This window comes from Erythrobacter colymbi (genome assembly GCF_002155685.1).
Classification (GTDB): Bacteria; Pseudomonadota; Alphaproteobacteria; order Sphingomonadales; family Sphingomonadaceae; genus Erythrobacter; species Erythrobacter colymbi.
In genome coordinates this window covers 355,082-369,009 of sequence record NZ_MUYK01000001.1, presented here as the reverse complement: position 1 = coordinate 369,009, position 13,928 = coordinate 355,082, and the positions used below count along the sequence as shown (strand labels likewise).

Here is a 13,928-nt window from a genome sequence, read left to right as displayed (position 1 = left end):
TGCGGTTGAAGCGCGCTGACACTCGTGTAAATAGCGCAACCTGAAGTGCCGGGTCGCCCTAGGCCTGCACGCAAACCGAGGGAGTTGGATATGTCTGTTGCAGGAACCTACAAGACCACCGTCAAGAGCCCGATGGGCGACCAGAGCGGTACCCTCACCGTGGTGCCCGATGGCGACACCTTCAGCGGCTCGCTGGTCGGCAGCCTCGGCTCGATGGACATCACCGGCGGCACGATCGAGGGCAACACCATCAAGTGGAAGATGAACATGGTCGTCCCCATGCCGATGACGCTCGATTGCGAAGCGACCATCGACGGCGACACCCTGACCGGCTCGGTCAACGCCGGTGCCTTCGGCGCGATGCCGCTGTCGGGCACCCGCGAGAGCTGATCCTCGCTGCCATTACGGCTTTCCGAAAGGCCGCCGGAGTTCGCGCTCCGGCGGCCTTTTCTGTGGCCGCCGCGCGCCGGACTGCCTGCGTTCAGGATCGCCGGCTAGATAGGGGGCAAGACCTGTCAGGGGAATGCCACGATGAAACTGCCCGCCGCGCTCGGCACCGCTACCGCCACCCTTGCCCTTGGAGCCTGTGCCACCTTGCCCGACACCCATCCGCTCGAAGGGACCGAATGGAAGCTGACCGCGATCGACACCTCGGGCAGCACCACCACGCTCACCCCCGCCCTGCAAGCCCGCCACACGCTCGCCTTTCTTGAGGGCGGGCAGGCGCAGGTGCAGCTCGATTGCAACCGCGGGCGCACCACCTGGACCGCCGCGCGGCCGGGCAACGGCGCGGGCACCATCACCTTCGGACCCGTCGCGAGCACGAAGATGTTCTGCCCCCAGCCCAGCTTCGGCGACCAGCTCGCGAGCGGCCTTGGCGAGGCGCAGCGCTACACGGTCACGCTCGATGGCCGCCAGCTGGTGATCGAGACCCCGCAGCTGCGCTTCACCTTCGCGCCGGCCAGCGAATAGCGCGCCTCCCGCGATCGCGGTCTGCGACCAAGGTCTAGCTTCCGCCGCGCGCCGTAACGCGCGACTGTGCAAGCCTCGACAGGGGCGGCGTCATGCGGGCACAATGCCCGCAGGGCCGGTCAGGGGATCGAGCGCACAAGCGGGAGAGAGACGATGGCAACGGCATATGATGGCGCCCTGCCCAAGCACCACGAGGCCACGGGGACGGAAAAGCGCGTCATCCTCGCCTCGTCGCTGGGCACGGTGTTCGAGTGGTATGATTTCTACCTCTACGGGCTTCTGGCCACAATCATCTCGGCACAGTTCTTCTCGGGCGTGAACGAGACCACCGGCTTCATCTTCGCTCTCGCGGCCTTTGCGGCCGGCTTTGCAGTCAGGCCCTTCGGCGCGCTGGTGTTCGGACGGCTGGGCGACCTTGTCGGGCGCAAATATACCTTCCTCGTGACGATGGGCCTGATGGGCTTTGCGACCTTCACGGTGGGCGTGCTGCCTTCCTATGCCAGCATCGGCGTGGCGGCCCCGATCATGCTGGTGCTGCTGCGGCTGGTGCAGGGCCTCGCGCTCGGCGGCGAATACGGGGGCGCGGCCACCTATGTCGCCGAACACGCGCCGAACAACAAGCGCGGGCTCTACACCAGCTTCATCCAGACCACCGCCACCCTCGGCCTGTTCGCTGCGCTGCTGGTGGTGATCGGCACCCGCACCATGATCGGCGAGGAGGCCTTCAAGGAATGGGGCTGGCGCGTGCCGTTCCTGATTTCCGCGGTGCTGCTGGGCGTGTCGATGTGGATCCGCCTGCAGCTTCAGGAAAGCCCCGTGTTCCAGAAGATGAAGGAGGAAGGCACCAATTCCAAGGCGCCGATTTCCGAGGCCTTCGGCAACTGGAAGAACGGCCGCTTCGCCCTCGTCGCGCTGCTCGGCGCGGTCGCGGGGCAGGCGGTGGTGTGGTATACGGGCCAGTTCTACGCGCTGTTCTTCCTCGAGAAGATCCTGATGGTCGACGGGGCCACCACCAACATCCTGATCGCCACGGCGCTCGCCATCGGCACCCCGTTCTTCGTGTTCTTCGGCTGGCTTTCTGACCGGATCGGGAGAAAGAAGATCATCCTCGCCGGCTGCGCGCTAGCGGCGGCGACCTACTTCCCGGCCTTCCACCTGCTGACCGAGGCGGCCAACCCCGCCCTCGCCCATGCGCAGGCCAATGCTCCGGTGAGCGTGATCGTCAACGATGCCGATTGCTCGGTGCAGTTCGACCCCATCGGCAAGAACAAGTTCGACGCCAAGAGCTGCGACATCGCCAAGTCCTTCCTCGCCAAAGGGGCGGTGAGCTATTCCAAGGTCGAGGCGCAGGCCGGCAGCATCGCGCAGGTCAAGATCGGCGCGCAGACCTTCACCGCGCCCGATCCGGTCAAGGTGACGGGCGAGGCGCGCAAGGCGGCCATCACCGCCTTCCAGGAAGAGGTGAAGGCCGCGCTCGTTGCAGCGGGCTATCCCGCCAAGGCCGATCCGGCCGCGATCGACACCCCGGTGGTGATCGCCGTCCTCACCTGGCTCGTGCTGCTGGTGACGATGGTCTACGGCCCGATCGCCGCGCTGCTGGTGGAGCTGTTCCCCACCCGCATCCGCTACACCGCGATGAGCCTGCCCTACCACATCGGCAACGGCTGGTTCGGCGGCTTCCTGCCGACCACCGCCTTCGCGATGGTCGCGGCGACGGGGGATATCTACTACGGGTTGTGGTACCCGATCGCGGTCTGCGTGCTGACCGTGGTGGTGGGGCTGATGTTCCTCCCCGAAACCTTCCGCTGCAACATCGACGAATAAGCCAGCCCGTAAGGGTCGCAAGGAAGGGGCGGTATCCGGCAAGGGTGCCGCCCCTTTGCTTATGCGCGCGGTTGCGATAGCTTTCCGCCGCGAGGGAGAGGACGGGTCACATGCTGCTCGGCGCGGCGCTCGCCGCCGCCACCATCTATCTGGGCGCGCTGTTCTGGCTCGCCGCGTGGCGTGACCGGCAGCCGGGCACCGGCTGGCTGCAAGCCCGCGCCGGGAGCATCTATGGCCTCAGCCTCGCCGTCTATTGTTCGAGCTGGACCTTCTTCGGCGGGGTCGGCACCGCGGCCACAGCGGGCCTCGATTACCTCGCGATCTATCTCGGCCCGATCCTTGTCTTCACCCTCGGCTTCGGCCTGATCCGCCGGATTCTCGCCCAAGCCAAGGCGCAGCATTCGACCTCGATCGCCGACTTCCTGTCCGCCCGCTACGGCAAGAGCGCGGCGCTGGCCGCTCTGGTGACGGTGATCGCGAGCGTCGGCACGCTGCCTTACATGGCGCTCCAGCTGCAATCGGTCGGCACGACTCTGCTGCTGCTCGACCCGGGCCTGCGCGCGCAGGTGGCGACCGACGAGCTGGTGCTGGTCGTGGCCGCGCTGATGGGGCTGTTCGCGATCCTGTTCGGCTCGCGCCGCGCCGACCGGGCGGGCGAGAACGCCGGGCTGGTGCTCACGATGGCGGTGGAGGCGCTGGTGAAGCTCGCCGCGCTGCTGGCGGTGGGCGTGCTGGCGATATGGTGGCTGGCCTCGGGCGAGGCGAGGCTTCCCGCCGCCACGCCCGCCCTGCTCGCGCCCGACCCCTTCGACGCGCGCTTCATCGTGCTGACCGTGATCGGCGCGGCCGCGATCCTGTGCCTGCCGCGCCAGTTCCACATGAGCTTCATCGAAGCCCCGGGCGAGCGCGCCACGCCTGGCATGCGCTGGGTGTTCCCGGCCTATCTCGCGCTGACCGCGGCGGTCATCGTGCCGATCGTTCTGGCGGGGCTGGCATCGCTCCCCACCGGCACCGCGCCCGACACCATAGTGCTTGCCCTGCCGCTTGCGAGCGGCGCGCCGTGGCTGGCGGTGCTGGTGTTCCTCGGCGGCTTTTCGGCGGCGGCGGGGATGATCGTGGTCGCCTGCGTGGCGCTGTCGATCATGATCACAAACGACCTTCTCGCCCCGCTGGTGCTGCGCCGCGCGCTTGCCGGGCGGGGGGACCGCAGCCGCATCGCCGGACGGTTGCTGCTGATCCGCCGCGTGGTGATCGCGGCGTTGCTGGCCGCCGCCTATGCCTTCTACCGCGGTTTTGCGGGCATCACAGATCTCGCGGGCCTCGGCACGCTCGCCTTCGCCGCCGCCGCGCAGTTCGCGCCGGGGCTGGTGTTGGGAATGGTGAGCCAGCACGGCAACCGCGCCGGGATGCTGACGGGGCTCGCCACCGGCTTCGTGCTGTGGCTGGTGCTGCTGATCCTTCCTGCTGCCAACGGCGTGCCCCCGCCCGTGAGCATCCACCCCGATCCGCTGGTCTCGGGCGTGGTGCTGAGCCTCGGGATCAACGCCGCGCTCTATTGGGTTGTCTCCGCCCTCGTGCGCCCCTCGCTGCTCGATCAGGCGCAGGCCGCAGCCTTCGTCGGCACGCCTATGCCCGGAGAGCCGCCGCGCCACGCCACCGCCAAGCGCGTTGGCGACGTGCGCGCGCTGCTCGCCCAGTTCGTCGGGCGCGAGCGCGCCGATGCCGCGCTTGCCCCGCTAGCCTTGCGCAACGGCGATCCGGCCGGGGCGGGCGTGCTGGAGCTGGCCGAGCGGGTGATCTCGGGCGTGATCGGCACCTCTTCGGCACGGATGCTGGTGGGATCATGGGCGGGCGGCGATCCGATCCCGCTGCCCGAAGTCGTCGCCATGTTCGACGAGACCCAGCGCCGCCTGTCCTTCTCCGCCGATCTGCTCCAGACCGCGATCGAATCGATCGACCAGGGCGTCGCACTGGTCGATGGCGAGATGCGGCTGGTGGCTTGGAACAGCCGCTACCAGCAGCTCTTCGATCTGCCCGACCACCTCGTCAGCGTCGGTACGCCGATTGCCGATCTGATCCGCTTCAACCTCGCGCGCGGGAGCCTGTCCGAGGCCGAGATCGACGAACAGGTCGAACGCCGCCTCGCCTATATGCGCGCAGGGACCGAGCACCGGATCGAGCGCGTCCAGCACGATGGCCGCGTGCTCAGGATCGTCGGCGCGCCCACGCCGGGCGGCGGCTACACCACCTCCTATACCGACATCACGCTCGACCGCCGGGCGGAACAGGCGCTGGAGGACAAGGTCGCCGAGCGCACCCGGCAGCTGTCCGAGGCCAATGCCCTGCTCGCCCAGGCGACGCAGTCCAAGACCCGCTTCCTCGCCGCCGCCAGCCATGATCTCATTCAGCCCCTCAACGCCGCGCGCCTGTTCGCCTCGGCGCTGGGCGAGGAGGTGAACGGGCAGGCAGCGCTCGAGCGGCTGGTGGCCGACCTCGACGGCTCGATCGTCGCGGCCGACCGCCTGATCCGGGTGCTGCTGGAGATCTCCAAGCTCGACAGCGGCGGGATCACGCCCGCGCCCGAACCCGTCGCGCTCGACCAGCTGTTCGAGGATGTGGCGCGCGAATTCACGCTTCAGGCGCAGGCCAAGGGCCTCACGCTGAAGCGCGCGCGGACAAGCGTGTGGGTGATGGCCGACCGCGCGCTGCTGACCGCCGTCTTGCGCAACCTCCTCAGCAACGCGGTGCGCTATACCTCGGATGGCGGCGTGCTGATCGGGGTGCGGCGGCGCGGCGATGGCGCGGCGATCTGCATCCACGACACCGGGCGAGGAATCGCACCCGAAGACATCGAGCGGATCTTCGGCGAGTTCGAGCGCGGCGCCTCGACCGACCGCGAAGGGCTGGGGCTCGGCCTCGCCATCGTCCGGCGCGCCGCGCGCCTGCTCGGGGTCGAGGTCGAGACCACATCCACCCCCGGGCGCGGCAGCCGCTTTGCGATCGCCCTGCCGGTGCTGCGGCGCGAGGCCACGGTAACGGCGAGGCCAGTGCCCGCACGCAACACCGCCGGGCTGGGCGATGCGCGGGTGCTGGTGGTCGAGAACGATCCCGCCGCGCTGGCTGCGACGGCTGCGCTGCTCGAGCGCTGGGGCTTGCAAGTCACGCGCGCGGCCAGCCTCGCCGAAGCCCGCGAAGCCGCGCCGGAAGCTCCCGATGTCGCGATCATGGACTACCGGCTTGACGATGAGGAGCGCGGCGATGCCGCCTTTGCCGCGCTTTGCGAGGGCTGGGGCACACGCCCGCCGGCGATCCTGCTTACCGCCGAGGCTTCCGAGGAGACTGAGCTCGCCGCGGCGCGCATGGGGGCTCACCGCCTGCTCAAGCCCGCCGCCCCTGCCGCCCTGCGCGCCCTTATCGCGACCGCGCTGGCACAGGGCCGCGTGGCCTCGGCTCAGACCCTCGCGGAATCGGCGACCGGCTGATCGACGTCGAGCTTGGCGGCGAGCAGCACCGCCTGCGTCCGGCTTCCGACGCCGAGCTTCCTCAGGATCGCGGTGATATGCGCCTTCACCGTCGCCTCGCTAATCGACAGCTCATAGGCGATCTGCTTGTTCAGGAGCCCCTGCCGGATGCCCGCCAGAATGCGCCGCTGGGCGGGCGTCAGGCTGGCGATCCGGGCGAGATCGTCGTCCGCACCGGCGGCGCTCTCGGGAAACCACGCGTCGCCATCGCGCACCGCGGCCAGCCCCTCGCGCATCGCCTCGAGGCTAGCCGACTTGGGAATGAACCCCGCCGCGCCCAGCTGCGCTGCCGCGGCCGCCACGCGCGGCTCTTCCGAGGCCGAGACGATCACGATCGGCAGCGCGGGGTAGTCCTGCCGCAGATCCATCAGCACCGCGAGGCCCGAGGAGTCTGCCATGTGGAGATCGAGCAGCAGCGTCTCCGCCCCGCCCTCGGCCAGCGCCGCGCGCGCCTCGGCGGCGCTGCTGGCCTCGATGATCGTGCCCCCCTCCCACACCTTGCCGACCGCGTGCGCGAGCGCGCTGCGGAACAGCGGGTGGTCGTCGGCAATGACGATGCGCCCGGTCATGCACGCCTCAGCGGTTCTGCCTGCCCTCGATCAGCCGGTCGACCAGCGACGGGTCGGCGAGGGTCGAGGTGTCGCCCAGCGATCCGAACTCGTTCTCGGCGATCTTCCTGAGGATGCGGCGCATGATCTTGCCCGAGCGGGTTTTGGGCAGGCCGTCGGTGAAGTGGATCACATCGGGCGTGGCGATCGGGCCGATTTCCTTGCGGACGTGCGCCTTCAATTCCGCGAGCAGCGCATCGGTGCCTTCCTCGCCGGCGTTGAGGGTGACATAGCAATAGATGCCCTGCCCCTTGATGTCGTGCGGATAGCCGACCACCGCGGCCTCGGCGACCTTGGGATGGAGCACCAGCGCGCTTTCGACCTCGGCGGTGCCCATGCGGTGGCCCGAGACGTTGATGACATCGTCGACGCGGCCGGTGATCCAGTAATAGCCGTCCGCATCGCGCTTGCAGCCGTCGCCGGTGAAGTACTTGGCCTTGTAGGTGCTGAAATAGGTCTGCACGAAGCGCTCGTGATCGCCATAGACGGTGCGCGCCTGACCCGGCCAGCTATGGGTGATGCACAGGTTGCCCTCATTGGCACCCTCCAGCACCCCGCCCTCGTTGTCGACCAGCTGCGGGCGGATGCCGAAGAACGGGAGACCGGCGCTCCCCGGCTTCATGTCGTGTGCGCCGGGCAGCGTGGTGATCATGCAGCCGCCGGTTTCGGTCTGCCACCAGGTGTCGATCACCGGGCAGCGGCCCTCACCCACGACATCGAAATACCAGCGCCACGCCTCGGGATTGATGGGTTCACCGACGCTGCCGAGCAGTCGCAGCGAGGCGCGCGAGCGGCTCGTCACGTGATGATCGCCCTCGCGCATCAGCGCGCGGATCGCGGTGGGGGCGGTGTAGATGATGTTGACGCCGTGCTTGTCGACCACGTCCCAGAACCGCCCGTGGTCGGGGTAATTGGGCACGCCTTCGAACACTACCGCGGTCGCGGCGTTCATCAGCGGGCCGTAGACGACATAGCTGTGCCCCGTGACCCAGCCAATGTCGGCGGTGCACCAGAACACCTCGCCCGGCTGATAGTCGAAGATGTAGTGGAAGGTCGTCGCCGTCCAGACGCCGTAGCCGCCGGTGGTGTGGAGCACGCCCTTGGGCTTGCCGGTGGAACCCGAGGTGTAGAGGATGAACAGCGGGTCTTCCGCGTTCATCACCTCGCAGGGGCAATCCGCGTCGCTGGCGAGGTCGGCAAGCCAGTGGTCACGGCCTTCCACCATCTCGATCGCCCCGCCGGTGTGGGGGATGACCAGCACGCCCGCGACATGGGTCGCGTGGGCGGCAAGGTTCAGGGCCGCATCGACATTGGCCTTCAGGGGAACGTGCTTGCCCCCGCGCAGGCCCTCGTCGGCGGTGATGACGAAGCGGCTGCCGCAATCCTCGATCCGGCCCGCCAAGGCCTCGGGCGAGAAGCCGCCGAACACCACCGAATGCACCGCGCCCAGCCGCGCGCAGGCGAGCATCGCCACGACGCCTTCGAGGATCATCGGCATGTAGATCGTCACCCGCTCGCCGCGCGTGACCCCGAGCTTTTTCAGCGCGTTGGCCATGCGCACGACCTCGGCATGGAGCTCGCCATAGGTGAGGCTGCGCGAGGGCGTCGCCGGATCGTCGGGCTCGAAGATCAGCGCGACCTTGTCAGCGTGCGCGGGGAGATGCCGGTCGACCGCATTGTGGCACAGGTTCAGCTGCCCGTCCTCGAACCACTTGATCGCCACCGGATCATAGGCCCAGTCCCCGCCAATAGTGGGCGCCTTGACCCAGTCGAGCCGCTGCGCCTGCTCCAGCCAGAAGGCATCAGGCGTCTCGATCGAGGCGCGGTACATCGCGGCATATTGCTCGGGGGTGCAATGGGTCGGCGTGTGCGGTTTGGGCCGCTCGACGGCGTGGATCATCTCGACTCTCCCTTGTTCTGACCCCGTTCTACCTCAGGCTACACCGCCCGCCCCATCAGACAAAGGTCTTACGACCATCCGCTAGCTGTCCGCGCCCCTCCGGGAGGATCATTCTGCAGCGGGATCGGAAGAGGATGGGAGAGAGACATGGGTCACATCGGACCTGCCCGGGCATTCCGGATCGTTCTGCTGGCGGCCAGCATGCTGTCGGCCGCGCCCGCGTTCGCCGAAGAAGCCACGGTCGATCAGCGGCTTGATCGCCTCGAGAAGCTGGTCGAGGGCCTCATTGCGCGGATGGATGCCGAACAGGCCACCCGCGCTGCCGACGACAGCGCCCAGCGCGCCGAGCAGGTCGCGGTGCGCGAACAGGGCGTGGCGCTGCTCGCCGCAACCCGCGATCTCAAGGACCGCCAGGCCGCGCTCGCCGAGCAGATCGCGGTGCCAAAAGCGCAGGAAGACAAGGGCTTCCGCGTCGGCAAGACCACGGTGTCCTATAGCGGCTACGTCAAGCTCGATGCGCTGGTGCAGGCGACCAGCGGGGGGCAGATCCCGGACAATTCCATCGGCCGCGACTTCCTGATCCCGGCGCTGATCCCGGTCGGCGGGACGGGGTCGGGGTATGACACTGACTACTCCGCCCGACAGACGCGGTTCATCCTCAAGACCGCGACCGATGTGGGGACGGGGCATACGCTCAACTCGCAGATCGAGATGGATTTCAATGTCACCGACGGGGGGGACGAGCGGACCACCAATTCCTATGTCCCGCGCCTCAGGCAGGCCTTCATCACCTATGATAACTGGCTGTTCGGGCAGGCCTGGTCGACTTTCCAGAACATCGCCGCCCTGCCCGACAGCCTTGATTTCATTGGCATTACGCCCGGCACCGTGTTCGATCGCCAGCCGATGATCCGCTATTCGAAGAACGGTTGGCAGGTCGCGCTCGAGCAGCCCGAGACGACCGTCACCACTCGCAGCGGGGCGCGGATCATGGCGGGGGACGATACCCTGCCCGACCTTGTGGTGAGGTATAACCTCACCCGCAAATGGGGCGCGCTCGCGATTGCCGGGATCGGGCGTAACCTCCGGATTACGAACGATGATTTCGGCACCGGCACCGACAGCGCCGTCGCTTACGGCATCAGCCTTTCGGGCAAGATCAAGGTCGGCAAGAGCGACGACTTCCGCTTCATGGCGACCGCGGGTGACGGGCTCGGGCGCTATATCGGGCTCAACATCGTCAACGATGCGGCGGTGACGCCCACGGGCAAGCTCGACCCGATCTTCACCTGGTCGGGCTTTGCCGCGTACCAGCATCATTGGGCCCCGCGGTGGAGATCCACCCTCGCGGGATCCTACTTCAAGGCCGACAATCCGGTCACGCTCACCACCCGCACCGTGACCGACGAGAGCTGGAATGCGCTCGCCAATCTGATCTGGACGCCGGTCGATCCGCTCGATGTGGGGATCGAGCTGCTCTACGCCGAACGCAGCCTCGAGAACGGGCAGACGGGCGATCTCAGGCGGATGATGATCTCGACCCGCTACAACTTCTGATTCCCCTCCCCCGAAGCGCGGTGTTTCACGTGAAACGCCGCGCTTTTGCGTTCTGGCGGGGGTCTGGAGGGGGTCTAGAGGGGGTCTGGCGGCCTCTGGTACTTGTCTGGCAAGCGCTGACTCCGAGCGAACCGGGCGCTAAGAGAAGAACGAAAAAGCCCCGCCAGCCGCGATGGCCGACGGGGCTTCTCATGGGCCGCCCTAAAGGGGGAGGGGCGGCTCAGAACCGGTAGCTCAGCCCTGCGCTGATCAGCCACGGATCGAGCTTGTGCTCGGTCTCGATCGCCAAGGTGTTGCCGACATACCAGCGCGCGGTTGTATCGATGAAATAGCGCTTCACATCGACACTGAAGCCGAGGCCCTTGTCATTGAGCGGCACATCGACCCCCGCCTGAAGCGCCACGCCGAACTCGTCCGACAGGTCGGTCTTGGTCACGCCCAGCGGCACCGTCGCCGCGCCGCGCTTGTCGCCGACCCACAGGAAATAGGCCGGCCCCGCGCCGACGTAAGGCTTAATGCCGCCCAGATCGAAGTGATACTTCGCCGTCACCGTTGCCGGGATCAGCTTGGCGTTCGACACCAGCTCGGCCCCCGCGGGCAGGCCGGCGGTCGCATCGACATCGTGCTGGGTGATCCCCGCGATGGTCTCGATCGAGACATTGTCGGTCACGAAATATTCGATCGCGATCGTCGGCGTCACATTGTCGTTCGCCTTGGTCTGTGTAGTCGCAGGCAGGTTCGGCACATTGACGTTGATGTCGGTGATCTTGCCGTCGGGCGCGACATAGGTGCCGAGCACTTTGACCTGCACGTGTCCGGCCCGCTCGGGCGCATCCTGCGCCATTGCGGGCACCGCGGCAAACGCCAGTGCGGCGGCGCCAAGCATCAGAACTTTCTTCATTTTCCCATCCTCATCGGCAGCAGCGGCCACCTTGCGCGGCCCAGGATGTTTGCTGCCTGTGGGGGCCGGATAACCGCAGGCCGCCCCCGCGCTCATTGATCGGAATCAAAGACCTTTGCGCATCCGCAGCCCAAAGCGGCACCATCATGGCGACCCTAAGTCCCCTCCCGCCCGCTCACGGGCCAGCGGCCACAATGGCCGCATTCCGCGCGGCCTTGCCGGAGGGGACGGGCGATGCGCCCACGGCAGACCGGCTCTGCGCGCTCGGCAGTCCGGCCTTCCTCGCCAAGGGGCAGCAGCTGCCGCCCGATGCCGACGAGGACCGGCTGGTGTGGATCGGCACCGGGGCGGCCAAGCTCATTTCCCCCCATGCGAGCGGCGCGCCCGGCGGGCAGGTGCTCGCCTTCCACTTCGCGGGCGATCTGGTGTCGGTGCTGCGCAAGGCGGATGGCGATTTCCGTCTCGTCGCGCTCGCCGATTGCGAACTGGCGATCTTCCCAGCCGACCGCTTCCTCGATGCAGCCCAAGGCGATCCGGCGGTGCTGCGTTCGGTGCTGACCCGCAGCCTTCAGGCGCTCCACCGCTCGCGCACCCGGATGATGCAGATGGGGCACAAGTCGGCCGCCGCGCGGATCGCCGATTTCCTCGTCTCGATGGCCGAGCGGCTCGCCGATTGCACGCGCGGGCCTTGCGCCTTCGCGCTGCCGATGAGCCGCCGCGACATCGGCGATTCGCTCGGCCTCACGATCGAGACCGTCAGCCGCCAGCTCACCGAGCTGCGCGAGGCGGGGCTGGTGACCACCGAGGGCCGCTCGAAGGTCGCGCTCGCCGATGTCGGCGCGCTCGCCCGGATCGCGGGCCGCTGCGGCGATGGAGCCAAAAACTGAACCAATTTTGATTTCGGTCAAACACAGGGATTGCGCAGGCGCGGTAGGGATCGCTCCGACGGAAGGGATAAATCAACATGGAAACAGTCGTTAAGCGGCTGGGAGTGTGGGCGCTTGTCCTGCTCGCCAGCATCGCCGCCATCGCGCTTACGCCCGATGCGGGGTTTGCCATCCACATGGGGATCGTGGCGCTGGTCGCGGTGATCCTGATCGTGGCGACGCTGGGCACCTATGACCCGGTGGCGCGCGCGCAGAGCATCTTCCGGATGCCTCCCGGGCCGAGCCGCTATGATGACGACGTGATCCGCTGGGGCGTGATCGCGACGATGTTCTGGGGCGTGGTCGGCCTGCTGGTGGGCGTGTTCATCGCCGCGCAGCTCGCCTTCCCGCAACTGAACTTCGAGCCCTACTTGAACTTCGGCCGCGTCCGCCCGCTGCACACCAGCGCGGTGATCTTCGCCTTTGGCGGCAACGCGCTGCTCGCCACCAGCTTCTATGTCGTGCAGCGCACCTGCCGCACCACGCTGGCGCTGCCGGGCGTCGCGCGCTTCGTGTTCTGGGGCTACCAGCTGTTCATCGTGCTCGCCGCGACCGGCTACGTCCTCGGGATCAGCCAGGGCCGCGAATATGCCGAGCCCGAATGGTATGTCGATCTGTGGCTGACCATCGTGTGGCTCGCCTATGCGGCGGTGTTCGTCGGCACGATCCTCCAGCGCCGCGAGCCGCATATCTATGTGGCCAACTGGTTCTATCTCGCCTTCATCCTGACGATCGCGATGCTGCACGTGGTCAACAACCTCGCGCTGCCCGTCAGCCTGCTCGGCACCAAGAGCTACAGCGTCTTCGCCGGCGTGCAGGATGCGCTGACCCAGTGGTGGTACGGCCACAATGCGGTGGGCTTCTTCCTCACCGCGGGCTTCCTCGCGATGATGTACTACTTCGTGCCCAAGCAGGCCGGGCGGCCGGTCTATTCCTACCGCCTGTCGATCATCCACTTCTGGTCGCTGATCTTCCTCTACATCTGGGCCGGCCCGCACCACCTCCACTACACCGCGCTCCCCGACTGGGCGCAGACGCTCGGCATGGTGTTCTCGGTGATGCTGTGGATGCCGAGCTGGGGCGGGATGATCAACGGGCTGATGACCCTCAACGGCGCATGGGACAAGGTCCGCACCGATCCGATCATCCGCATGATGGTCCTCGCACTCGCCTTCTACGGGATGAGCACCTTCGAAGGGCCGATGCTGTCGATCAAGGCGGTGAACTCGCTCTCGCACTACACCGACTGGACCATCGGCCACGTGCACTCTGGCGCGCTGGGGTGGAACGGGATGATCACCTTCGCCTGCGTCTACTACCTCACCCCGCGCCTGTGGAACCGCGAGCGGCTCTACTCCTTGCGGATGATCAACTGGCACTTCTGGCTCGCGACGCTGGGGATCGTCTTCTACGCCGCCAGCATGTGGGTGGCGGGGATCACCCAGGGCCTGATGTGGCGCGAATACGGCGCGGACGGCTACCTCGTGAACAGCTTCGTCGACACGGTCGCGGCGCTCCACCCGATGTATGTGCTGCGCGGTGTGGGGGGCCTGATGTACCTCTCCGGCGCGATCATCATGGCCTGGAACACCGCCATGACCATTGCCGGCAAGGAGCGCGCCGAAGCCCCGATGGGCGATGTGTCGACCGACACGAGCGCCGATCATCCCCTCCTCCCGACCTTCGCCGCCGAACCGGCCGAATGACCGCGCAAACGGG

At 67.6% G+C, this 13,928-nt stretch carries 10 protein-coding genes; 7 read left to right on the top strand and 3 right to left on the bottom strand.

What is annotated here, in order from left to right:
* The first annotated feature begins 90 nt into the window (after positions 1-90).
* From BZF57_RS01675 to BZF57_RS01660, 4 genes are all read left to right on the top strand, one after another.
* On the top strand, positions 91-390 hold the full coding sequence (locus BZF57_RS01675) for a lipocalin/fatty acid-binding family protein (protein ID WP_086733936.1): 300 nt from the start codon (positions 91-93) through the stop codon (positions 388-390).
* Positions 391-531: 141 nt separating this feature from the next.
* Positions 532-972, top strand: coding sequence for an META domain-containing protein (locus tag BZF57_RS01670; protein WP_086733934.1), 441 nt, complete (start codon positions 532-534; stop codon positions 970-972).
* 153 nt (positions 973-1,125) lie between these two features.
* Positions 1,126-2,796 (top strand): MFS transporter, encoded by a 1,671-nt coding sequence (locus BZF57_RS01665; RefSeq protein ID WP_086733932.1) that lies wholly within the window; start codon positions 1,126-1,128, stop codon positions 2,794-2,796.
* Positions 2,797-2,906: 110 nt separating this feature from the next.
* Entirely contained in the window at positions 2,907-6,278 is a 3,372-nt protein-coding gene (locus BZF57_RS01660; RefSeq protein WP_086733930.1) for a hybrid sensor histidine kinase/response regulator, read from the top strand.
* Here the strand turns inward: BZF57_RS01660 and BZF57_RS01655 are convergent.
* Both BZF57_RS01655 and acs read right to left on the bottom strand, forming a co-directional pair.
* The gene (locus BZF57_RS01655; RefSeq protein ID WP_086733928.1) at positions 6,248-6,886 is read right to left on the bottom strand and encodes a response regulator transcription factor; all 639 of its coding nucleotides are present in this window, start codon (positions 6,884-6,886) and stop codon (positions 6,248-6,250) included. The two genes, BZF57_RS01660 and BZF57_RS01655, sit on opposite strands and share 31 nt — an antisense overlap.
* Positions 6,887-6,893: 7 nt before the next feature.
* Positions 6,894-8,825: an acetate--CoA ligase gene (gene acs / locus BZF57_RS01650; protein WP_086733926.1), complete on the bottom strand. Its 1,932-nt coding sequence runs from the start codon at positions 8,823-8,825 to the stop codon at positions 6,894-6,896.
* A 147-nt stretch (positions 8,826-8,972) separates the two neighbouring features.
* Here acs and BZF57_RS01645 point away from each other — a divergent pair, with 147 nt between their 5' ends.
* Positions 8,973-10,382 carry a DcaP family trimeric outer membrane transporter gene (locus BZF57_RS01645; protein ID WP_086733924.1) on the top strand — a complete coding sequence of 470 codons (1,410 nt, stop codon included), beginning with the start codon at positions 8,973-8,975 and terminating at the stop codon, positions 10,380-10,382.
* Positions 10,383-10,602: 220 nt separating this feature from the next.
* On the opposite strand, the gene BZF57_RS01640 is transcribed toward BZF57_RS01645, so the two are convergent.
* Positions 10,603-11,283: an OmpW/AlkL family protein gene (locus BZF57_RS01640; protein WP_240505818.1), complete on the bottom strand. Its 681-nt coding sequence runs from the start codon at positions 11,281-11,283 to the stop codon at positions 10,603-10,605.
* A 194-nt stretch (positions 11,284-11,477) separates the two neighbouring features.
* Here BZF57_RS01640 and BZF57_RS01635 point away from each other — a divergent pair, with 194 nt between their 5' ends.
* The gene (locus BZF57_RS01635) at positions 11,478-12,170 is read left to right on the top strand and encodes a Crp/Fnr family transcriptional regulator (RefSeq protein ID WP_086733919.1); all 693 of its coding nucleotides are present in this window, start codon (positions 11,478-11,480) and stop codon (positions 12,168-12,170) included.
* Between the two features lie 77 nt (positions 12,171-12,247).
* Positions 12,248-13,915: a cytochrome-c oxidase, cbb3-type subunit I gene (gene ccoN / locus BZF57_RS01630; RefSeq protein ID WP_086733917.1), complete on the top strand. Its 1,668-nt coding sequence runs from the start codon at positions 12,248-12,250 to the stop codon at positions 13,913-13,915.
* The last annotated feature ends 13 nt before the right edge of the window (positions 13,916-13,928 follow it).

Bases quoted from the DNA above. Each gene is read 5' to 3' on its own strand.
- BZF57_RS01670 (WP_086733934.1), top strand. From the start codon at position 532: ATGAAACTGCCCGCCGCGCTCGGCACCGCTACCGCCACCCTTGCCCTT.
- BZF57_RS01655 (WP_086733928.1), bottom strand. From the start codon at position 6,886: ATGACCGGGCGCATCGTCATTGCCGACGACCACCCGCTGTTCCGCAGC.
- BZF57_RS01660 (WP_086733930.1), top strand. From the start codon at position 2,907: ATGCTGCTCGGCGCGGCGCTCGCCGCCGCCACCATCTATCTGGGCGCG.
- acs (WP_086733926.1), bottom strand. From the start codon at position 8,825: ATGATCCACGCCGTCGAGCGGCCCAAACCGCACACGCCGACCCATTGC.
- BZF57_RS01635 (WP_086733919.1), top strand. From the start codon at position 11,478: ATGGCCGCATTCCGCGCGGCCTTGCCGGAGGGGACGGGCGATGCGCCC.
- ccoN (WP_086733917.1), top strand. From the start codon at position 12,248: ATGGAAACAGTCGTTAAGCGGCTGGGAGTGTGGGCGCTTGTCCTGCTC.
- BZF57_RS01645 (WP_086733924.1), top strand. From the start codon at position 8,973: ATGGGTCACATCGGACCTGCCCGGGCATTCCGGATCGTTCTGCTGGCG.
- BZF57_RS01665 (WP_086733932.1), top strand. From the start codon at position 1,126: ATGGCAACGGCATATGATGGCGCCCTGCCCAAGCACCACGAGGCCACG.
- BZF57_RS01675 (WP_086733936.1), top strand. From the start codon at position 91: ATGTCTGTTGCAGGAACCTACAAGACCACCGTCAAGAGCCCGATGGGC.
- BZF57_RS01640 (WP_240505818.1), bottom strand. From the start codon at position 11,283: ATGAAGAAAGTTCTGATGCTTGGCGCCGCCGCACTGGCGTTTGCCGCG.